The sequence below is a fragment of the Pannonibacter sp. I15F10I1 genome (assembly GCF_900185665.1).
Lineage (GTDB): Bacteria > Pseudomonadota > Alphaproteobacteria > Rhizobiales > Stappiaceae > Pannonibacter > Pannonibacter indicus.
This window is the reverse complement of the sequence record NZ_FYAN01000002.1, coordinates 117888-137682: the sequence shown is the minus strand read 5'-3', so window position 1 is coordinate 137682 and position 19795 is coordinate 117888. Positions and strand designations below refer to the sequence as shown.

At 63.7% G+C, this 19795-nt stretch carries 16 protein-coding genes and 1 riboswitch; of the genes, 14 read left to right on the top strand and 2 right to left on the bottom strand.

What is annotated here, in order from left to right; all coding sequences use genetic code 11:
- The first annotated feature begins 4 nt into the window (after positions 1-4).
- The 5 genes from IF10I1_RS00550 to ybgF all read left to right on the top strand — a co-directional run bounded on the left by IF10I1_RS00550 (position 5) and on the right by ybgF (position 4639).
- The gene (locus IF10I1_RS00550; protein ID WP_186391776.1) at positions 5-994 is read left to right on the top strand and encodes a cell envelope biogenesis protein TolA; all 990 of its coding nucleotides are present in this window, start codon (positions 5-7) and stop codon (positions 992-994) included.
- Between the two features lie 51 nt (positions 995-1045).
- Complete coding sequence (locus IF10I1_RS00545) at positions 1046-1399, top strand: cell envelope integrity protein TolA (RefSeq protein ID WP_186391777.1); 354 nt, start codon at positions 1046-1048, stop codon at positions 1397-1399.
- A gap of 35 nt (positions 1400-1434) precedes the next feature.
- Positions 1435-2790 carry a Tol-Pal system beta propeller repeat protein TolB gene (gene tolB, locus IF10I1_RS00540; protein ID WP_050472480.1) on the top strand — a complete coding sequence of 452 codons (1356 nt, stop codon included), beginning with the start codon at positions 1435-1437 and terminating at the stop codon, positions 2788-2790.
- A 181-nt stretch (positions 2791-2971) separates the two neighbouring features.
- Complete coding sequence (pal, locus tag IF10I1_RS00535; RefSeq protein WP_050472481.1) at positions 2972-3463, top strand: peptidoglycan-associated lipoprotein Pal; 492 nt, start codon at positions 2972-2974, stop codon at positions 3461-3463.
- A 159-nt stretch (positions 3464-3622) separates the two neighbouring features.
- Positions 3623-4639 (top strand): tol-pal system protein YbgF, encoded by a 1017-nt coding sequence (ybgF, locus tag IF10I1_RS00530; RefSeq protein WP_186391778.1) that lies wholly within the window; start codon positions 3623-3625, stop codon positions 4637-4639.
- 22 nt (positions 4640-4661) lie between these two features.
- Here the strand turns inward: ybgF and IF10I1_RS22915 are convergent, their stop codons facing one another.
- On the bottom strand, positions 4662-4838 hold the full coding sequence (locus IF10I1_RS22915; RefSeq protein WP_244284631.1) for a hypothetical protein: 177 nt from the start codon (positions 4836-4838) through the stop codon (positions 4662-4664).
- On the opposite strand from IF10I1_RS22915, the gene tilS reads away from it, so the two are divergent.
- The 6 genes from tilS to serA all read left to right on the top strand — a co-directional run bounded on the left by tilS (position 4761) and on the right by serA (position 13859).
- Entirely contained in the window at positions 4761-5984 is a 1224-nt protein-coding gene (gene tilS, locus IF10I1_RS00525; protein ID WP_244293670.1) for a tRNA lysidine(34) synthetase TilS, read from the top strand. The genes IF10I1_RS22915 and tilS overlap by 78 nt on opposite strands.
- A gap of 228 nt (positions 5985-6212) precedes the next feature.
- The gene (ftsH, locus tag IF10I1_RS00520; RefSeq protein WP_050472484.1) at positions 6213-8138 is read left to right on the top strand and encodes an ATP-dependent zinc metalloprotease FtsH; all 1926 of its coding nucleotides are present in this window, start codon (positions 6213-6215) and stop codon (positions 8136-8138) included.
- Between the two features lie 151 nt (positions 8139-8289).
- Positions 8290-9633, top strand: a complete 1344-nt coding sequence (gene glmM / locus IF10I1_RS00515) for a phosphoglucosamine mutase (protein WP_123195135.1) — start codon at positions 8290-8292, stop codon at positions 9631-9633.
- A 328-nt stretch (positions 9634-9961) separates the two neighbouring features.
- Positions 9962-10792, top strand: coding sequence for an outer membrane protein (locus tag IF10I1_RS00510; RefSeq protein WP_122522008.1), 831 nt, complete (start codon positions 9962-9964; stop codon positions 10790-10792).
- A gap of 165 nt (positions 10793-10957) precedes the next feature.
- Positions 10958-12130, top strand: a complete 1173-nt coding sequence (locus tag IF10I1_RS00505) for a phosphoserine transaminase (protein ID WP_186391780.1) — start codon at positions 10958-10960, stop codon at positions 12128-12130.
- Positions 12131-12272: 142 nt separating this feature from the next.
- Positions 12273-13859: a phosphoglycerate dehydrogenase gene (gene serA, locus IF10I1_RS00500; RefSeq protein WP_186391781.1), complete on the top strand. Its 1587-nt coding sequence runs from the start codon at positions 12273-12275 to the stop codon at positions 13857-13859.
- Between the two features lie 233 nt (positions 13860-14092).
- On the opposite strand, the gene IF10I1_RS00495 is transcribed toward serA, so the two are convergent.
- Positions 14093-14980 (bottom strand): DMT family transporter, encoded by an 888-nt coding sequence (locus IF10I1_RS00495; protein WP_186391782.1) that lies wholly within the window; start codon positions 14978-14980, stop codon positions 14093-14095.
- A 504-nt stretch (positions 14981-15484) separates the two neighbouring features.
- Here IF10I1_RS00495 and IF10I1_RS00490 point away from each other — a divergent pair.
- From IF10I1_RS00490 to IF10I1_RS00480, 3 genes are all read left to right on the top strand, one after another.
- Positions 15485-16777 carry an adenylosuccinate synthase gene (locus IF10I1_RS00490; RefSeq protein WP_186415591.1) on the top strand — a complete coding sequence of 431 codons (1293 nt, stop codon included), beginning with the start codon at positions 15485-15487 and terminating at the stop codon, positions 16775-16777.
- Between the two features lie 183 nt (positions 16778-16960).
- Positions 16961-18604, top strand: a complete 1644-nt coding sequence (locus tag IF10I1_RS00485; protein WP_186415592.1) for a hypothetical protein — start codon at positions 16961-16963, stop codon at positions 18602-18604.
- A gap of 135 nt (positions 18605-18739) precedes the next feature.
- Positions 18740-18843: riboswitch (TPP riboswitch) on the top strand.
- Positions 18844-19003: 160 nt separating this feature from the next.
- Entirely contained in the window at positions 19004-19726 is a 723-nt protein-coding gene (locus tag IF10I1_RS00480; RefSeq protein WP_244293652.1) for an ABC transporter permease, read from the top strand.
- The last annotated feature ends 69 nt before the right edge of the window (positions 19727-19795 follow it).

Below are 19795 nucleotides of genomic sequence, written 5' to 3'. Positions count from 1 at the left end.
CATCATGCGCACAGGCTTGATCGTTTCCGTCTCGGGCCATATGGCTCTTGTGCTCTGGGGGCTTGTTGCGCTTCCGGGGGCGGAACCGTTTGACACCAAGCCGATGGAGTCCCTGCCGGTTGATCTGGTGCCGATTGGTGAATTCACCCAGCTGCACAAGGGTGAAAAGACCGCGGAGCTGAAGGAACAGCCGAACGAGTCCACCGCCAAGGAAGCCAACAAGAAGGCGCCTGAGCCGGACAAGACGGCCGGGGAGGCGAAGACCGAACTGCAGACGCCGCCGACACCCCGGCCGACCAATCAGTCTGTTGCCGCGCAGGAGTCATCGACGCCGCCACCCACGCCAACGCCAGAGCCTGCCCCGGTGAAGCCCGCACCGGTCAAACCGGCTGCGGAGCCTGCACCGAAGGCCGAGCCGGAGCCTGTCAAGCAGGCCGTGGCAGAAGCTGCACCTGCCGAGGAAGCGCCCAAGCCGCTTATGTCCGAGCCGGTGAAGGTGACGCCGCGTTCCAAGCCAGTGCCGCCGAAGCCGCAGCAGCAGACCGCCCAGCAGCAGCCGAAGAAGGACGAAAAGTTCAACCCGAACGAGATCAGCGCGCTGCTGAACAAGGTTGATCCCTCCGGCGGCGGCACCGCCGGTGCCACGGAGGCCGCCTCCCTGGGCAGCCGCACGGGCAACAACAACGTCAAGATGACGGTGTCGGAGCTGGATGCGCTGCGCGGCCAGATCGCAAGGTGCTGGAACCCGCCGGTCGGTGCTGCGGGAGCTTCGGATCTTGCCGTGCGCCTGCAGTTCAATCTGAGCATGGCTGGCGAAGTGGAAGGGCCTCCCCGGGTGATCAACTCGAGCGGCAACCCCTCGTTCCGGGCCGCTTCCGACAGTGCCGTGCGCGCCGTCATGCGCTGCCAGCCCTATACGCTTCCGGCCGAGAAGTATGATGCCTGGCGTGAGGTCATCATCAACTTCGACCCAAGCCAGATGCTGGGGGGCTGACACATGAGGCGGCCAGGCGGGGCGAGGCATTCCGGGCTGGGCAGGCACCTGATGCAGACTGCATTGCTGTTTTGTGCGCTTGCCGTGCCGCCGATGGCCAAGGCGTCTGACACGCAGACGCTGACCGGACAGGAAATCTCTGGCCTGCGGGAGGCGGTCCAGCGCTGCTGGATGCCGCCTCAACTGCAAGCTGGCACCAGCGCCGAGGTGAAGGTGCGGTTCAGATTAACGCCGTCCGGGGAACTGGATGGAACGCCGCAGGTTGTAGAGGCGGCAGACGGTGTGGATGGGCAGTTGCTCGCCCAGAGCACCATCCGGGCTGTGCAGCGATGCGCGCCCTATTCGTTGCCAGAGGCCAAATACGAGGCCTGGCGTGAGATTGTCATCAATTTTGTCCATCAATGACGGACTGGTGGACTTTAGGAAAAACCGGAGCCTCGATGAAGATGAGAGCCTTCCAGATTAAACGGCGCCTTGCCACGGCCCTGCGTGCGGCGCTGGCGGTTTGCGCCATCTCGGTGTCTGGCGCGGCAATGATTGCGCCGGCCAGCGCCCTGATCGAAATCGACATCACGCAGGGCACGATCGAGCCGATGCCGATCGCCCTGCCGGATTTCTCTCCTGAAGGCGGTGACGCCCAGCTGGCGCGTCAGCTGACGGAGGTGATCTCCAACAATCTGCGCCGCTCCGGGCTTTTCCGTCCGCTCGACCCGGCCAGCTTCATCGAAAAGAACGTGAGCGCCCAGACGACCCCGCGTTTTGGTGACTGGCGCACCATCGGGGCGCAGGCGCTCGTTTCCGGTTCCGTCACCCGCCAGCCGGATGGCCGGCTGCGCGCCGAGTTCCGCCTGTGGGATGTGTTCGCCGGCCAGCAGATGCTGGGCCAGCAGTTCTTCACCACGCCGGAGAACTGGCGCCGCCTTGGCCATATCATTTCCGATGCCATCTATGAGCGCCTGACCGGTGAAAAGGGCTATTTCGATACCCGTATCGTTTTCGTCGATGAAAGCGGCCCGAAGCAGAAGCGCGTCAAGCGTCTGGCCATCATGGATCAGGACGGCGCCAACCTGCGGTATCTGACCCGTGGCGATGAACTGGTGCTGACGCCGCGCTTCTCGCCGACGACGCAGGAAATCACCTATATGGCCTACACCGGGGCCGATCCGAGCGTTTTCCTGCTCAATATCGAGACCGGTCAGCGCGAGATTGTCGGCAACTTCCCCGGCATGACCTTTGCGCCGCGTTTCTCGCCGGACGGACAGCGGGTGATCATGAGCCTGCAGCAGGGCGGCAATGCCAATATCTTCACCATGGACCTGCGCTCGCGCGCCACGACCCGTCTGACCAATACGCCGGCCATTGACACGAGCCCGTCCTTTTCGCCGGATGGCCGCCAGGTGGTGTTCGAATCCGACCGGGGCGGCACCCAGCAGCTTTACGTGATGGGCGCAGACGGCTCCAATCCGCAGCGCATCAGCTTTGGTCCGGGCCGCTACTCGACGCCGGTCTGGTCGCCGCGCGGGGACCTGATTGCCTTCACCAAGCAGAACCAGGGACGGTTCATGATCGGCGTGATGCGTCCGGACGGCAGCGGTGAGCGTATCCTGACGGAAGGCTACCATAACGAAGGTCCGGCCTGGGCGCCGAACGGCCGGGTGCTGACGTTCTTCCGCGACACGCCGGGCCCCAATGGCGGCCCGCAGGTGTGGACCGTGGATCTGACCGGCTACAACGAGCAGCGCATCACCACTCCGGCCTTCGGCTCGGATCCGGCCTGGTCGCCGCTGCTGGACTGATTGAAGCCATCTGCTGCCGCCTCCGGCGGCGGCACGCCTGTGTGGAAGAGCCGGAATCGCAGAAAAACGTGAGGTGCCCGGCTCTTTCTTATATGATAGGGCTGGCCGCCAACCGGTTGTTAACCACTGTTGTAGAGAATGCGTTCACCTTGCCGGATCCGGCGGGACGAGGAGTTATCGAATGTTGAATACGGCTATGATGGCGCGCGGTGCGCGCATGGCGGCTGTCATTGGTTTTGCGCTGACCTTGGCTGCCTGCTCCAACACCAATACCGACGGGCTTGATGGCAGCGCCAACGCCACCCCGGGCTCAAGCCAGGACTTTGTGGTCAATGTCGGCGATCGCGTGTTCTTCTCAAACGATCAGTCGACCCTGAGCGGTCAGGCGCAGGCGACCCTCGACAAGCAGGCGCAGTGGCTGAACAGCTACAGCCGCTACAGCATCACGATGGAAGGCCATGCGGATGAGCGCGGCACCCGTCAGTACAACATTGCACTGGGCGCCCGCCGTGCAAACGCTGCCCGCGACTACCTCGTCTCGCGCGGTGTTTCGGCTTCGCGCATCCGCACCATCTCCTATGGCAAGGAGCGTCCGGTGGCCGTGTGTGACGACGAGAGCTGCTGGTCCCAGAACCGCCGCGCTGTGACCGTTCTGAACAGCGCCGGCAGCTGATCTGATCTGCCCGTGAAGAATTTGACAGGCGCGAAGGCTTCCTTCGCGCCTGTTTTTATATGAACTGGTGGTTGAACGGTGTTTCCGTCAAATTTTGGCCGAAGTCAGCGCGCCCTGTGCTATCCATCGGATGCCATGAAGGCAGACCGGAGGTAAAGCATGGTGAAATGGAAGACGCTTCTCGCGGCCCTGGCCGCCGTTTGCATGATGGCATCAGCGGTGCCGTCCGCAAATGCGCAGCTTTTCGGCAGCGGTGGCGGTAACGATGCGCAGGTGCGCCTCAACGAAGTGGAAGACCAGATGCGCCGCCTGAACGGTCAGGTGGAGCAGTTGAGCTATCAGCTGCGTGAGTTGCAGGATCAGCTGCGCCGGATGCAGGAAGACAACGAGTACCGCTTCCAGCAGCTGGAAGGCGGGCAGAAGCAGCCGGGCAAGCGCTCTGACGCGGGCCCTGCCGCGTCGGCTCAGCAGCCGCAGCACGCGAACAACAATGCAGCAACTGCGGGTGCCGGTCTGGCACCCGCAGAGGGCACTCTCGGGCAGATGGCTCCGGGCAGCAATGCGGCGGGGGGCTCGGGTGATGCCGAGTTCGCGGCCGGTGGCGGTTATCAGGACGAGGTCTATCAGGAGGGCGCGCCTTCCGGCAGCGGGCCGCTGGATCTGTCGGCGCTGGCACGTGGCCAGTTTGGCCAGCCGCAGCAGCAGCCAATCTCCCCGGGCGGCACGCCGCCGGGCGTCAACAGCGGCAATGGTGAGTTCTCCGGCCAGATCGCGAGCCTCGGCATGACCGGCGATCCCAGAACCGATTACGACAACGCCTATAATTTTGCGCTTCAGGGCGATTACGTCTCCGCCGAACAGGGCTTCCGCTCCTTCCTTGAGGCCTATCCGCAGAGCGATCAGGTGCCCAATGCGCAGTACTGGCTGGGGGAAAGCCTTTATGGGCAGGGGGATTTCCGGGGTGCTGCGGACGCTTTCCTGAAGACCTATACCGATCATCCGCAGAACACGAAGGCACCCGACAGCCTGCTGAAACTGGGGCTCTCTCTCAAGGGCCTTGGCGAGACGGGCGCGGCCTGCGCGACCTATGCCGAGCTTCTGACGAAATATCCCAATGCGGCGAAGGCGGTGCGTGATCAGGCCCGCGCCGAACAGCAGCGTGCCCGTTGCTCCTGATTTTTCCAGCGCATTTCCGGTCTCAGATGATGAGGCCGCGCGTCTTTTGGCGCCGCTTGAGCGGTTCTCGTCGCTTGCGCTGGCCGTCTCGGGAGGCGGTGATTCTCTTGCGCTCCTCCATCTGACCGCCGGCTGGGCCCGCGCGCGCCATTCTGCCGGCCTTCCAGTGCCCGGGCTTCAGGTTCTGACCGTTGATCATGGCTTGCGCCCGGAGGCTGCAGCCGAGGTCCGGTTTGTCGTGCAGCAGGCGGAAGCCCTGCAGATTCCCGCGAAAATTCTCACCTGGCAGGCGCCGGAGGGCCTCACCAATCTGCAGGCCGAAGCCCGCATGGCGCGCTACCGGCTGATGGCCGATGCCATGGATCTGTCCGGCGTGGAGGCGCTGGTGCTGGCGCATCATCTCGATGATCAGATCGAAACATTCTTCGACCGGCTGACCCGCGGCAGCGGAGTTTACGGACTGGCGGCGATGGCGGCGGATCAGTCCGGGGGGGCCTTCGGTCTGCGTCTTCTACGGCCTTTTCTGACGGTTCCCGGAGCCCGCCTCAAGGCCTCCCTTGTTGCCCGTGGCCTCTCCTGGGTGGATGATCCTTCCAACAGCAATCCCGCCTACAAGCGGGTGCGCCTGCGCCAGCTTCAAGCCGGGCTGCTGCTTGAGGGGTTTGATCCGTCGCGTATCAGTTCCACCATCCGCCGGATGGCGCGGGCTGCGCAGGCCATTGATGCGGCTGTGGATGTTCTTCTGAAGGACGCCTGTGCCGGTGATGTGCCCGACTTCGCCCGTCTCGACCTTGCGCGCCTGACGCCGCTGCCCGAAGAGGTGCGCCTGCGGCTTCTGGCCCGGCTGGCGCAGCATGTGGGCGGCAGTCTCCAGCCGCCCCGGCTGGACCGTCTGGAGGCGCTGGATGCCCGCCTTCTTGCCGGTGGCCCGTTGCGGGTGACGCTGGCGGGGGCGGGGTTTGATGTTTCGGCGGGCGGGCGCATGCGGCTCTGGCCGGAGCCGGGCCGCTCCTTGCCGGCCGCGGTGGAGCTCCTGCTGGGGCAATGCGTCCACTGGGACGGGCGTTACCGCATCTGCCTCAAGCCGGATGTTAAGGGGAGCCTCAGGATCATGCCCGTGGCGCAGCTGCGGCAAGATGAAGCGCTGCGGGAGGAAGTCCGCACCCTTGCAAGGGCCAGTGGTTTCCCCACTGCTGCTTTCGCCCGTCTTCCGGCCGTCATGCGTCTTGAGGGTGGCGGCAAAAACGGCGCAGCCTGCCTTGCATGGGCCTTGCCGCGGGAGCCGGGACTGGTTCTGCGCCGCACCGGAGATCAGGTCCTGTCCGCAATGATGCCGGATAATTGACGCTCTGTGCAAAGAGTGCGGGGCGGTGCGTCATTGCACCTGCAGGCAACATGCCCTAAGGGAGGCTGATGTTGCTGAAAACCGGCGCGGGCTTAACAAAAAAGTGAGCTGATCCGCGCAACACTGCGGCTACTCCTTGGCAGGGGCACTATGCCGACCTATCTTGTGGGACAGTAGCCGGCAACCCCTCGACGTTGATGGACGCCTGATGGCGGACAAGGGATCGAAATGAACGCAAATTTCCGCAATCTTGCCCTCTGGGTGATCATCGCGCTCCTGCTGATCGCGTTGTTCCAGCTGTTTCAGGGCTCTTCCCAGAGAACGGCGTCCAACGACATTCCGTTCTCGCAGTTCCTGAACCAGGCGGATCAGGGTGAGATTCGTGATGTAACGATCCAGGATCAGCTGATCACCGGCAACTTCACCAATGGCGGCCAGTTCCAGACCTATGCGCCCAGCGGCACCCAATATGTGGACGAGCTGCGCAACAAGGGCGTGCTGATCAAGGCCCGCCCGCCTTCAGAGAATTTCTCGCTCGCTGGTGCGCTGATTTCCTGGCTGCCGATGATCATCATCCTCGGCGTCTGGATCTTCCTCATGCGCCAGATGCAGGGCGGTGCCGGCGGCAAGGCGATGGGCTTTGGCAAGTCCAAGGCCAAGCTGCTGACCGAAGCCCATGGCCGCGTCACCTTTGACGACGTGGCCGGCATTGACGAGGCCAAGGAAGACCTTCAGGAAATCGTGGAATTCCTGCGTGATCCGCAGAAGTTCCAGCGTCTCGGCGGCCGCATTCCGCGCGGTGTGCTGCTCGTCGGCCCTCCGGGCACCGGCAAGACCCTGACCGCCCGCGCGGTGGCAGGCGAGGCCAATGTGCCGTTCTTCACCATCTCCGGTTCGGACTTCGTCGAAATGTTCGTCGGTGTCGGTGCATCCCGTGTGCGCGACATGTTCGAACAGGCGAAGAAGAACGCGCCTTGCATCATCTTCATCGACGAAATCGACGCGGTCGGCCGTCATCGTGGTGCGGGTCTCGGCGGCGGCAATGACGAGCGCGAGCAGACGCTGAACCAGCTCCTCGTGGAGATGGATGGTTTCGAGCCGAACGAAGGCATCATCATCATCGCTGCGACCAACCGTCCGGACGTTCTCGACCCGGCGCTGCTGCGCCCGGGCCGCTTCGACCGCCAGATCGTCGTGCCGAACCCGGATGTGACCGGCCGCGAGAAGATTCTCAAGGTGCACATGCGCAAGGTGCCGCTGGCGCCGGATGTGGACGTGAAGGTTCTTGCCCGTGGCACCCCCGGCTTCTCTGGTGCGGATCTGATGAACCTCGTCAACGAAGCAGCCCTTCTGGCGGCCCGCCGTTCCAAGCGCCTCGTGACCATGGCAGAGTTCGAAGACGCCAAGGACAAGGTGATGATGGGCGCCGAGCGCCGCACGCTGGTGATGACCGAAGAGGAAAAGCGCTGCACCGCCTATCATGAGGCTGGCCACGCCCTTGTCGCGCTCAGCGTGCCGAAGGCCCATCCGGTCCACAAGGCAACCATCATCCCGCGCGGCCGTGCGCTTGGCATGGTGATGCAGCTGCCCGAGCGTGACGAAATCTCCATGAGCTACACCCAGATGACTTCGCGCCTTGCGATCATCATGGGCGGGCGCGTGGCGGAAGAGCTGATCTTCGGCCTTGAGAATGTCACTTCGGGCGCTTCCTCGGACATTCAGCAGGCGACCCGTCTCGCCCGTGCCATGGTCACCCAGTGGGGCTATTCCGACAAGCTCGGTAAGGTGGCCTATGGCGACAACCAGGAAGAAGTGTTCCTCGGCCATTCCGTTGCCCGCCAGCAGAACGTGTCCGAAGAGACCGCGCGTATCATTGACGCCGAAGTGCGCCGGTTCGTGGAGGATGGCTTCAACGAAGCCCGCCGTATCCTGACCGAACGTGCGGACGATCTTGAAACGCTCGCCAAGGGCTTGATCGAGTACGAAACCCTGTCGGGCGAAGAGATCAAGAACCTGCTCGCAGGCAAGCCGCCGGTTCGTGACGAGGATGATGACCAGCCGGTGGGCCGCAGCTCCGCAGTTCCTTCCGCCGGCGCCAAGCGCGGCGGGGAGGGCGGTGCGCCCTCAGGCATGGAGCCGCAGCCGCTCGCCTGAGCTGTCATTCCTTCTTGATAACCTGACGCCCGGTCTTTACAGGCCGGGCGTTTTTCATCGTAACAGTCGATCACAAATTTTGACCGGCCTTCTGCGGCGGAACGCTGTATGAGGGACGCACAAGACCAATCGCAAAGGCAGTGATTCACCCATGCGCAAGTATTTCGGAACCGACGGCATTCGCGGCAAGGCGAACACCCATCCGATGACGGCGGAAGTGGCACTCAAGGTCGCCATGGCGGCGGGCCTCATGTTCCGCAATGGCCATCACCGCAGCCGCGTCGTGATCGGCAAGGATACGCGCCTGTCCGGCTACATGCTGGAGAATGCCATGGTGGCGGGCTTTACGTCCGTTGGCCTCGAAGTATTCCTGCTCGGACCGATGCCTACGCCGGCTGTTGCCATGCTGACGCGCTCGCTGCGCGCAGATCTCGGCGTCATGATCTCGGCGTCGCACAATCCCTTTGCCGACAATGGCATCAAGTTCTTCGGGCCGGACGGCTTCAAGCTGAGCGACGAGATCGAGCTCGAAATCGAGCGTCTCGTGGACAGCGACCTGACGCCGCGTCTTGCCAGCGCCGATCAGCTGGGCCGCGCCAAGCGCATTGACGGCGTCCACGACCGTTACATCGAATTTGCCAAGCGCACCCTGCCGCGCGACATGAGCCTGGAAGGCCTTCGCATCGTCGTCGATTGCGCCAATGGCGCAGCCTACAAGGTGGCGCCAGCAGTGCTGTGGGAACTGGGCGCGGAAGTCATCTCCATCGGCGTCAATCCGGACGGCTACAACATCAACCAGGACTGCGGTTCCACCTCCACCGACGCGCTGGCGCGCAAGGTGCACGAAGTGCGGGCCGATATCGGCATTGCGCTGGATGGTGACGCGGACCGGGTGATCATCGTCGATGAGCGCGGTCAGGTGGTGGATGGCGACCAGCTGATGGCAACCGTTGCCGAGAGCTGGCATGCGGCAGGCAAGCTCTCGGGCCCCGGCATCGTTGCGACGGTCATGTCCAACCTCGGGCTGGAGCGTTTCCTGGGAGCACGCGGGCTGGAGCTGGCCCGCACCAAGGTGGGGGACCGCTATGTGGTCGAACACATGCGCGCCCATGGCTTCAACGTGGGCGGCGAGCAGTCCGGCCATCTCGTACTGTCGGACTTCGCCACCACTGGCGACGGCCTGATTGCGGCCCTGCAGATTCTCGCCTGCGTGCGTGAGCAGGACCGCCCGGTCTCCGAGGTCTGTGCCAAGTTCGTGCCGGTTCCGCAGGTGCTGAAGAACGTGCGCTACAAGAGCGGCAAGCCGCTGGAGAGTGACATGGTCAAATCGGCCATAGATGCTGGGCGTGAGCGCCTTGGCAGCAGCGGCCGGCTGGTCATCCGTCCGTCCGGGACAGAGCCGCTGATCCGTGTCATGGCGGAAGGGGATGACGCCTCGCTGGTCAATGATGTGGTGGATGAGATCGCCGGAGTTGTCGCGCGTTCGGCTGCCTGACGTCGAGGGACCGGCTCATCCCAAGGCGTCTGATGCTGTTCATCACACCTTGAAACGCTCAGACGCTGCACGGGCCTGACCATCCTGAGATGAGGTAAGCTCTTTTTGGAGCGGTAAAAGCACAAGGCATCTGCTGGAGAGGCGGGTGCCTTTTTTATTAATGAAGTCCTAACGTGATTGCTCTTGTTTACCTTGGGTTAAGGTAAAAAATCCTGGTAAAGAAATACGGTTAAGCACCCTTTAAACCTTTTGCCCTAGATCTAAGACATGTTCCAAAGCGCGCCCCGCAGCCTGGCTGGTGCGGACGCTTGTTTCAAAGGACGAGGACATGGGCAGCGTTTTCAAGCAGTTGTCTTTGGCGAGCTGTGCGATCTTCATCTCGCAGGCAGCACTGGCTGCGGATCTGGCGATGGATCTGCCGGCTCCTGTGATTGAGCATATCCCCGAAGTCCCGGCCACTGGCGGCTGGTATCTGCGCGGCGATATCGGCTACAAGATTTATCAGGCGCCGAAAGGCAGCTTCAGTGATCCCGTGATCGGTGATCTGCGGTTTAACCGCAACAAGATGAACGATACGGTCGTCATCGGTGCGGGTATTGGTTACAAGTTCAACGACTATCTGCGCTCAGATCTGACGTTCGACTACGAGCCGTCGGCCAAGTACACGGGTCATGCCCCGTGTAATGATCCCTGTGCGAGCCCGGGATACTCCCGCGAGACGTCGAATATTGACGTCTGGACGCTGATGCTGAACGGCTACCTGGATGTTGGCACCTGGAATGGCTTCACCCCTTACGTGGGTGCCGGTGTTGGCGCGGCATATGTCAATGTGCGTGACACCAAGTCCTTCAACCCGAATGGCGTGAACACGTCCTACGACGGGTCGAGCGGCAAGTGGAACTTCGCCTGGGCGCTGATGGCCGGTACCTCCTATGCGGTGACGCCGAACTGGGACATTGATCTTGGCTACCGCTACAAGAACCTGGGCGAGGCCCGTACGGTTCAGCTGAACAACGTCGGCACCGGTCAGAGCCGGATCAAGTACAAGGATCTGGCCGCTCACGAAATCCGGCTTGGCGTGCGCTACAACTTCGATACGGCTGGCCCGGTCAACCGTCCGATGCTCTATTCGGGCAATGCTGTCTCTGCCCGTTACTGATCCTCTTCCCCGCGGATCATTTCAGGGGCCGGTGCCACAAGCACCGGCCTTTCGCTTTGCAGCGCTGCAAGGCTCCATCCGGCTTGACCGGCCCGCCGGAAGGGCATATCCAAGTCAGTGGGACACTCCTCCCCAACGAGGAGCACCTATCTGAGAGGATAGCATATGACAGCGACTGCAAAGCCGGCACAGCGCCCGGCCAATCCCCATTTTTCGTCTGGTCCTTGCGCCAAGCGCCCCGGCTGGTCTGCCGCCGCGCTGGACGTGAAGTCCCTTGGCCGCTCCCACCGCGCCAAGATCGGCAAGACCCGTCTTGAACTCGCCATCGACAAGACCCGTGAGATCCTTGAGGTGCCTGCGGACTACCGCATCGGTATCGTTCCGGCCTCGGACACGGGCGCGGTCGAGATGGCCCTGTGGTCGCTGCTCGGCGCGCGTGGCGTCGATATGCTCGCCTGGGAAAGCTTCGGCTCCACCTGGGTGACCGATGTGGTCAAGCAGCTGAAGCTGGATGCCCGCACCATCGAAGCGCCCTATGGCGAGTTGCCGGACCTTGGCAGCGTCGATTTCAGCCGCGACGTGGTCTTCACCTGGAACGGCACCACGTCCGGCGTGCGCGTGCCGGATGCCGGCTGGATCCCGGCAGACCGGGAAGGTCTCGTCATCTGCGATGCCACCTCTGCCGCTTTTGCGCAGGAGCTGGACTTCGCCAAGCTCGATGTGGTCACCTTCTCCTGGCAGAAGGCGCTCGGCGGTGAAGGTGCCCACGGCATGCTGATCCTCAGCCCGCGCGCTGTTGCCCGGCTGGAGAGCTACACCCCCGCCTGGCCGCTGCCGAAGATTTTCCGCCTGACCTCCAAGGGCAAGCTGATCGAAGGCATCTTCAAGGGCGAGACCATCAACACCCCATCCATGCTCTGCGTCGAGGACTATATCGACGCGCTGGAATGGGCATCCTCCATCGGCGGTCTGAAGGCCCTGATCGGCCGCGCCGACACCAGCGCCGGGCATATCGCCCGCTGGGTGGAAGAGACCCCGTGGGTGGACTTCCTCGCCGTTGATCCGGCCACCCGCTCCAACACCTCCGTCTGCCTGAAGATCGTTGATCCGGCAGTGACGGCGCTGGACGATGCGGGGCAGGCGGCATTCGCCAAGGCCATGGCCTCCGCGCTGGAAGCCGAAGGTGTCGCCTATGACATCGGCTCGTACCGCGATGCCCCGACGGGCTTCCGCATCTGGTGCGGTGCGACGGTGGATCCGGACAGCGTTGCGGCGCTTCTGCCCTGGCTCAACTGGGCCTTTGCGGCCCAGAAGGCCCGCCTGCAGGCAGCCGCCTGATGCTGCGGCCCGGTGATCCCGAGTCTCCGGGCCTTGCACTTCACCCAAATCCTGCGCCCGCGTGAGGCGCCTGCTGCGGTTCTCCTGTTGAACCGCAAACGGTGCTGCCTTGCCTGAGGCGCCCTGAATGAAGGAGAGTTTCATGGCTCCCAGAGTGCTTATTTCGGATCAGCTGTCGGAAGCAGCCATCCAGATCTTCAAGAACCGCGGCATCGACGTGGATTTCCGCCCGGAGCTGGGCAAGGACAAGGACGCCCTGCTCGCCGTGATCGGCGACTATGACGGCCTTGCCATCCGCTCGGCCACCAAGGTGACCGAAAAGGTGATTGCCGCCGCCACGCGGCTGAAGGTGATCGGCCGCGCGGGCATCGGCGTCGACAATGTCGATATCCCGGCTGCCACCGCCAAGGGCATCATCGTGATGAACACGCCCTTCGGCAACGCCATCACCACGGCGGAACATGCCATTGCGATGATGTTCTCGCTCGCCCGGCAGATCCCGGCCGCCGATGCCTCGACGCAGGCCGGCAAGTGGGAGAAGTCCCGCTTCATGGGTGTGGAAATCACCGGCAAGACGCTGGGTCTCATCGGCTGCGGCAACATCGGCTCGATCGTCGCCGACCGGGCCATCGGCCTGAAGATGAAGGTTCTTGCCTTTGACCCGTTCCTGTCGGTTGAGCGGGCAAGGGATCTGGGCGTTGAGAAAGTCGAGCTGGACACGCTGCTGGCGCGGGCCGATTTCATCACCCTGCACACGCCGCTGACGGACAAGACCCGCAACATCATCTCCGCCGATGCGCTGATGAAGACCAAGCGCGGCGTCTATATCATCAACTGCGCCCGTGGCGGGCTGGTTGATGAGGTGGCCCTGCGGGCGGCGCTGGATACGGGCCATGTGGCAGGGGCCGGGTTTGACGTGTTCGTCGAGGAGCCTGCGAAGGAAAACGTGCTCTTCGGTGCGTCGAACATGGTCTGCACCCCGCATCTGGGTGCTTCGACCGAAGAGGCGCAGGAAAACGTTGCCCTTCAGGTGGCCGAGCAGATCTCGGACTATCTGATGAGTGGTGCCGTCATCAACGCGCTCAACATGCCGTCGATCTCGGCAGAAGAAGCGCCGCGCCTGACGCCCTTCGTGCGGCTGGCCGAGCAGCTGGGCTCCTTCGCGGGCCAGCTCACGGAAACGGGCATCCGCAAGATCCGCATCGAATATGAAGGCACGATTGCCGACATGAACACCCGCGCCCTGACGGCAGCGGCGCTGACCGGCGTGCTGACGCCGGTGCTGCAGACCGTCAACATGGTGTCGGCCCCTGCCATCGCCCGCGAGCGGGACATTCAGGTGGAAGAGGTGCGGCGCGGCCAGATGGGCGCCTACGAGACCTACATGCGCCTGACCATCGTCACCGACCGGCAGGAGCGCTCCGTTGCGGGCACGGTGTTTGCCGATGGCAAGCCGCGCATCATCCAGGTGAAGGGCATCAACATGGAAGCCGGTTTCGGCCCCTACATGCTCTACATCACCAACGAGGACAAGCCGGGCTTCATCGGCAAGTTCGGCAGCCTTCTGGGTGAGGCAGGCATCAACATCGCCACCTTCAACCTCGGCCGCACGGAGCCGGGGGGCGACGCGATTGCGCTGCTGGAGGTGGACGGCGAAGTGCCTGCCGCCACGCTGACAGCCATCGAATCGCTGCCGCTGGTCAAACAGGCCAAGGCGCTGAAGTTCTGATCAGGAATCGGGTTTTCGCTTTGGGGCTTGCACAGCCTCTCTATTGTCATTCCGGCTAAGCGTAGCGCGAGCCGGGACCGGTGAGCCGGGGTATAAGTTGGTTCAATGAAATCGAGCCGATAGACCTCGACTCACCGGTCCCGGATCTCCGCTGCGCTGCGTCCGGGAAGACGATGGATAATCTGAGTTTTTGGAGTTTGGAGCGGCATCCGGAAGGGTGCCGCTCTTTTATTTTACCGGCGCAGCAGTTTCAGCACCCGCCCGTCAAGCAGCACGAGGCCGCAGAGCAGAATGCCGAGCCCGGCGAATTGCACCGGATAAAGCCTCTCGCCCAGCAGCAGATATCCGAAGCCGAGGGCGCAGACGGGGACCAGCAGGGTGACCGTCGAGGTGTTGGTTGCCCCTGCCTCGCCCAGAAGCCGGAAGAAGATCATGTAGCCGAGCGCCGTGGCGAGCACGGCGAGCGCCAGAACATTGCCCCAGACCAGCAGGCTGACATCCGCCGGTGACCAGCTTCCGGCCGAGAAAAGCGCGACCGGCAGCATCAGCAAGGTGGAGCCGGTGATCTGGCCGGTTGCCGTGACCAGCGGCGGCGTGCCCTTGAAGCGGCGGCCGAAAGCTCCGGCGAAACCGTAGGAGAGGGCGGCGCCCAGGCAGGCGGCCTGCGCCCACAGCGGATCGGAACTCAGCCCGGCAAGGCTGGAGGACAGCATCAGCGCCACGCCCGACAAGCCCAGCAATACGCCAGCGATGCGGTTGGCCGTCACCGGTTCCTGATGCAGCACCACGGCGGCGATCAGGAAGGTGAAAATCGGCGTCGTGGCATTGAGGATCGAGGCAAGGCCTGCCGCGATGCCCGTCTGGCCCCAGAAGATCAGCGAGAAGGGAATCGCATTGTTGAGCAGGCCCATGACAAGGAAGCTTGCCAGCAGCTTCGGATCACGGGGGAAACGGTGCCGCGACAGCCGGAGCACCACATGCAGCACGGCGGCGGCAATCAGCACCCTGAGGAACACCAGCATCAGCGGCGGAATCTCGGCCACCGCCACCTTGGCAAAGAGGAACGAGCCGCCCCACAGGGCACTGAGGAAAAACAGCAGCAGCCAGGCGGCTAATGACATGATTGTGTCCGGATGTTTGAGGCGGGTGTTGATGCTGGCGGGCAGTGTTTACAACGGACTTTCAGTTAGGCACCAACTCCTCTCCCCCCTTGAGGGGGAGATGCCCCCTTGAGGGGGCAGAGGGGGGTAACGGACTGTCCGTTTATGAGAGAGACCGTGTTGTGCCGAAACGCTGCTACCCCCCCTCTGTCTGCTGACGCAGACATCTCCCCCTCAAGGGGGGAGAGGGGCGCTGCGGCTATGGGAAGGCCTTCCTCCTCCTTGCAGTCCGTTTCAAACACTGCCAGCTCTGCAGGATCAAAGATGTATCATTTGCCCGGCAGTCAGCGCCACCCGGAATGCGAGGCTCCCTTCCGTCAATTTCTTCCGTTTCGGGCTCGCAACTCTTGGCGGAAGTGGCTATAGTCCGCGCGTTTGCCCCGGCCATGTACCGGGGTTTTGTGTGCTGGTGCCCGGAAAAAGCGGCCCCGGCAGATGGTTCCTTTTGAGAAGGGTATGGCACCCATGGCCAATGTTGTTGTCGTCGGTTCGCAATGGGGCGATGAAGGCAAGGGCAAGATCGTCGACTGGCTCTCGGAGCAGGCCGATGTGATTGTCCGTTTCCAGGGCGGGCATAATGCCGGCCATACGCTCGTGATCGACGGCGTCAGCTACAAGCTGTCCCTGCTGCCCTCCGGCGTCGTGCGCCCGGGCAAGCTGTCGGTGATCGGCAATGGCGTGGTGCTGGACCCGCATGCACTGGTGTCGGAGATCGGCCGCCTGCGCGATCAGGGCGTCACCGTGAACCCGGAGACCCTGCGCATCGCCGAAAACGCGACGCTGATTCTGTCTCTGCACCGCGAACTGGATGCGCTGCGCGAGAACTCCAGCACCGGCACGCGCATCGGCACCACGGGCCGCGGCATTGGCCCGGCCTATGAGGACAAGGTGGGCCGCCGGTCCATCCGTCTGATGGACCTTGCCAATCTGGAGACGCTGCCGGCCAAGATCGACCGGCTGCTGGCGCATCACAATCCGCTGCGCCGGGGCCTCGGCGAGAGCGAAATTTCCGCGCAGGCCATCTTCGAGGAACTGTCCTCGGTGGCTGGCACCGTGCTGCCCTACATGGATTCGGTGTGGAAGCTGCTCGACGGCCAGCGCCGCGAAGGCAAGCGCCTGCTGTTTGAAGGCGCGCAGGGCGCGCTGCTCGACATCGACCACGGCACCTATCCCTTCGTGACCTCGTCCAACACGGTTGCCGGTCAGGCTGCCACCGGTTCGGGCCTTGGCCCCAATGCGGTCGGCTATGTGCTGGGCATCACCAAGGCCTACACCACCCGGGTGGGCGAAGGCCCGTTCCCGACCGAGCAGAAGAACGAAGTCGGCGAGTTCCTCGGCACCCGTGGCCATGAATTCGGCACCGTCACGGGCCGCAAGCGCCGCTGCGGCTGGTTCGATGCGGTTCTGGTGCGTCAGACGGTCTGCACCTCCGGCATCACCGGGATCGCGCTGACCAAGCTGGATGTTCTGGACGGCCTGGAAGAGCTGAAGATCTGCGTCGGCTACGAGCTGGACGGCAAGCGGATCGACTATCTGCCGGCCTCCCAGGGCGCACAGGCCCGCGTGGTGCCGATCTATGAAACCCTGCCAGGCTGGCAGGAATCCACCAAGGGTGCCCGCAGCTGGGCTGACCTTCCGGCGCAGGCCGTGAAGTATGTCCGTCACGTTGAGGAACTGATCGGCGCACCGGTGGCGCTGCTTTCCACCAGCCCGGAGCGTGACGACACCATCCTGGTGCAGAATCCGTTCCAGGACTGACGTGAAATTTATCGGGCGGAATGCTCCCCATTCCGCCCGAAAGTCATGTAAAAACCTGATTGCACATCCTATCTTTGCCGAACACCTCTTGCGCCCGCCGGTGTTGAGCCTACAAATGGGATGGCATGAATACGGAGCTTCCGGTGCGCCGGGTTCAGGCTGGCACCCCTCACGAGCGAGCCAATGGCTGATTACTATTCGATTTTGAAGAAAACGATTGCGTCCCTGCCGGAGAACAACGGTTCTGCGCGCCGCAACGTCTACAGCCGCGCCCGAAACGCGATTGTCAGTCAGCTCAAGGCCTATGAGCCGCCGCTTTCCCCGTCCGAGATTACGGCCGAGCAGTTGCGCCTCGAGGAGGCTATCCGCAAGGTTGAGGCCGAGGCGGCGCGCGAAACGCTGATGGCGACGCGCCCCGCGCCTGCTGCGCCCGCGCCCATCGCCCCTGCTGCGGGCGCCAGCGCTCCGGCCGCTCCCCGTTCTGAGCCCTATCCGCCGTCTTCTCCCGCGCCGCGCGGGCCGCTCGGCTCTGCCGTGCAGGAAGCCGAAAGGCTGGGAGATGCGTCGTCGAGCGCGGTGCAGACCGCCCGCGATGCTTTCCGCAGCGACAGCGCTCCGGCAGAGCCGCCGGTTGAGCGCAGCCAGCCGCGTATGGAGCCCGCTTTCGGAGCGGCACCCGCAAAGCCGTCCGTTGAACCGGCAGCCCCGGCGCCGTCGTCCTACGCCCTTCCCACGCCGAGCCCGCGGCCAGCACCTGCGGGTGACAGCCTGCGTCCGGATCCGGCTGCACCTGCGCCGGCCGGTACAGGCGGCATGAATGCTGCAGCTGACCGGCTTGCGGCTGACGAACCGCGCAAGGTCCGGACACGCGCCCCGCGCCGCGCTGCCAAGTCTGGCGGCAACTCGCCGCTGATGTCCTACGTGTTCCTGGGCGGATTTGTGCTGGTGCTGATCGGTATCGGCGCCTTCATCTACTCCCAGCGCTCGCTGATCGCGGGGATTTTCTCCTCCAGCGAGGAAACGGCCGCAACGACCGCTCCGGCCCCTGAGGCAGGAACACCGGCGGGCGAGACGGCTGCCAATGGCGAGAATGGCGGCAAGAACACCGACCGTCTGCTGACCGATACGGGTGAGCCTGCGGTTGCCCCCGATGCGCGGACCGTGACGACGACACTCATCACGCCTTCCACGCCGCCGCAGGAAACGCCTGCTGCCGTGCCTGAGGCAGCGGCCCCGCCCGCCAGCACAGCGCCCGCCCAGACGGCCGAAACGCCCGGTGCAATCGTTGCGCAGAAGGCTTTCCTCTATGAGGAGGGCGAAGATGCCAGCGGCTCCGGCACCGCTTCTGCGGGCAATGTGGCCTGGTCGGTTTCCGAGGAGAATGGCTCCGGCGGACAGGCCGAAACGGTGCTCGTGGCGCAGGCCCAGATTCCGGACCGGAACATCAATGTGACGCTGCGAATCAAGCCGAACACCGATTCCTCTCTGCCCGCGAGCCATCTGGTCGAGATCCAGTTCCAGCTTCCCGAAGGCTTCTCCGGCGGAGACGTCTCCAATGTGCCGGGCCTCGTGATGAAGCCGACCGAGGAAGCGCGCGGAGATGCTCTTCTGGGCGCTTCGGTGAAGGTCGCTCCGGGTTACTTCTGGATTGCGCTGTCGAGTGTTGACAGCGAGCGGGACCGCAACCTTGCCCTGATGCGTGAGCGTGGCTGGATCGATATTCCGATGCTCTACGAAAACGGCAAGCGTGCCATCTTCACCATCGAGAAGGGCACCCCGGGCGCCCGCGCTCTGGAACAGGCGATTGCCGCCTGGCAGCGCGGCTGATCCCGGCGGTTCTGCCCGGTTCCGGTCAAGCTTCAAGGCCCCGGCTGTCCATGGGTGACAGCCGGGGCCTTCGGCTTTTGTGACAGGGTGCCGCAAGTTCTTCTTGCCAAGGCGGCATTCTGGCGGCATGTTTCGGATTGGTCCGAGGGGTGCTCCGACGTGAGCTGAGATGGCGCAAAGCCGAACCCTTAGAACCTGATCCGGGTCATGCCGGCGAAGGGACGGAAACCTTTAGCCATATCCCGGATCTCCAATGTCTTGACCGGCTTGCCGGTGACGGGAGATCCCTTTGTGTCGATAGAACTTCTTTCGGGAAGGCAACCCCTTCCCTCTGCGAGCCCCGTCCGGAATGCGTTTCCGGCCCGTGCAGCCTCTGCCCTGCGCAGCATTGCGCCGGGCGTGACCGTCAGCCTGTCCCTGTTGCTGATCTGGGATCTGGCGGTGCGGCTCCTCGAAATCCCGCCCTTCATGCTGCCCGGTCCGCTGAAAGTGCTGGAGGCCTTCCAGCGCCAGAGCGGCTTCCTGCTGTATCACGCCAGTATCACCTTGAGTGAAACCCTGTTGGGTTTTGTCTTCGGCATTGCCGCCGGTGTCATGCTGGCCTTCGTCATGTGGCTGTCGCCGCTGGCACGGCGCGGGCTGCTGCCGGTGGTTCTGGTGACACAGGCGCTGCCGGTCTTTGCCATTGCCCCCATTCTGGTGCTGTGGCTCGGCTTCGGCCTTGCCTCCAAGATCGTGATGGCGGTGCTGGTTATCTTCTTTGCCGTCACCTCCACCTTCTTTGACGGCCTCAGGCGGATGGATCAGGGGCTGGTCGATCTGGCGCTGCTCTACCGCGTCAACCGCTGGCAGGAACTGCGCTATTTCCGTCTGCCGTCTGCCATGCCCGCGCTTGCCTCCGGTGTCCGGATTGCAGCGGTCTTCGCCCCCATCGGTGCCATTGTCGGCGAATGGGTCGGCGCCAAGGGCGGGCTCGCCTTCATCATGCTGCAGAGCAATGCCCGGATGCAGACGGACACCATGTTTGCCGCTCTTGCCTTGCTTGCCGCCATGGTTCTGGTCCTGCGCTTCGTTGTCGAGCGCCTGACCCGCCGCATGGTGCCCTGGCAGCGCGAGGACTGATCCCCGCGCCCGCATCTGCCGGTCAGGCTAAGGCTGGGCCGGCTCAGACTTCATCCAACACCTGTCTAT

Excerpts from the sequence above, each read along its gene's own strand:
- IF10I1_RS00550 (WP_186391776.1), top strand. The coding sequence starts at position 5 with ATGCGCACAGGCTTGATCGTTTCCGTCTCGGGCCATATGGCTCTTGTG.
- IF10I1_RS00545 (WP_186391777.1), top strand. The coding sequence starts at position 1,046 with ATGCAGACTGCATTGCTGTTTTGTGCGCTTGCCGTGCCGCCGATGGCC.
- tolB (WP_050472480.1), top strand. The coding sequence starts at position 1,435 with ATGAAGATGAGAGCCTTCCAGATTAAACGGCGCCTTGCCACGGCCCTG.
- pal (WP_050472481.1), top strand. The coding sequence starts at position 2,972 with ATGTTGAATACGGCTATGATGGCGCGCGGTGCGCGCATGGCGGCTGTC.
- ybgF (WP_186391778.1), top strand. The coding sequence starts at position 3,623 with ATGGTGAAATGGAAGACGCTTCTCGCGGCCCTGGCCGCCGTTTGCATG.
- IF10I1_RS22915 (WP_244284631.1), bottom strand. The coding sequence starts at position 4,838 with ATGATCAACGGTCAGAACCTGAAGCCCGGGCACTGGAAGGCCGGCAGA.
- ftsH (WP_050472484.1), top strand. The coding sequence starts at position 6,213 with ATGAACGCAAATTTCCGCAATCTTGCCCTCTGGGTGATCATCGCGCTC.
- glmM (WP_123195135.1), top strand. The coding sequence starts at position 8,290 with ATGCGCAAGTATTTCGGAACCGACGGCATTCGCGGCAAGGCGAACACC.
- IF10I1_RS00510 (WP_122522008.1), top strand. The coding sequence starts at position 9,962 with ATGGGCAGCGTTTTCAAGCAGTTGTCTTTGGCGAGCTGTGCGATCTTC.
- IF10I1_RS00505 (WP_186391780.1), top strand. The coding sequence starts at position 10,958 with ATGACAGCGACTGCAAAGCCGGCACAGCGCCCGGCCAATCCCCATTTT.
- serA (WP_186391781.1), top strand. The coding sequence starts at position 12,273 with ATGGCTCCCAGAGTGCTTATTTCGGATCAGCTGTCGGAAGCAGCCATC.
- IF10I1_RS00495 (WP_186391782.1), bottom strand. The coding sequence starts at position 14,980 with ATGTCATTAGCCGCCTGGCTGCTGCTGTTTTTCCTCAGTGCCCTGTGG.
- IF10I1_RS00490 (WP_186415591.1), top strand. The coding sequence starts at position 15,485 with ATGGCCAATGTTGTTGTCGTCGGTTCGCAATGGGGCGATGAAGGCAAG.
- IF10I1_RS00485 (WP_186415592.1), top strand. The coding sequence starts at position 16,961 with ATGGCTGATTACTATTCGATTTTGAAGAAAACGATTGCGTCCCTGCCG.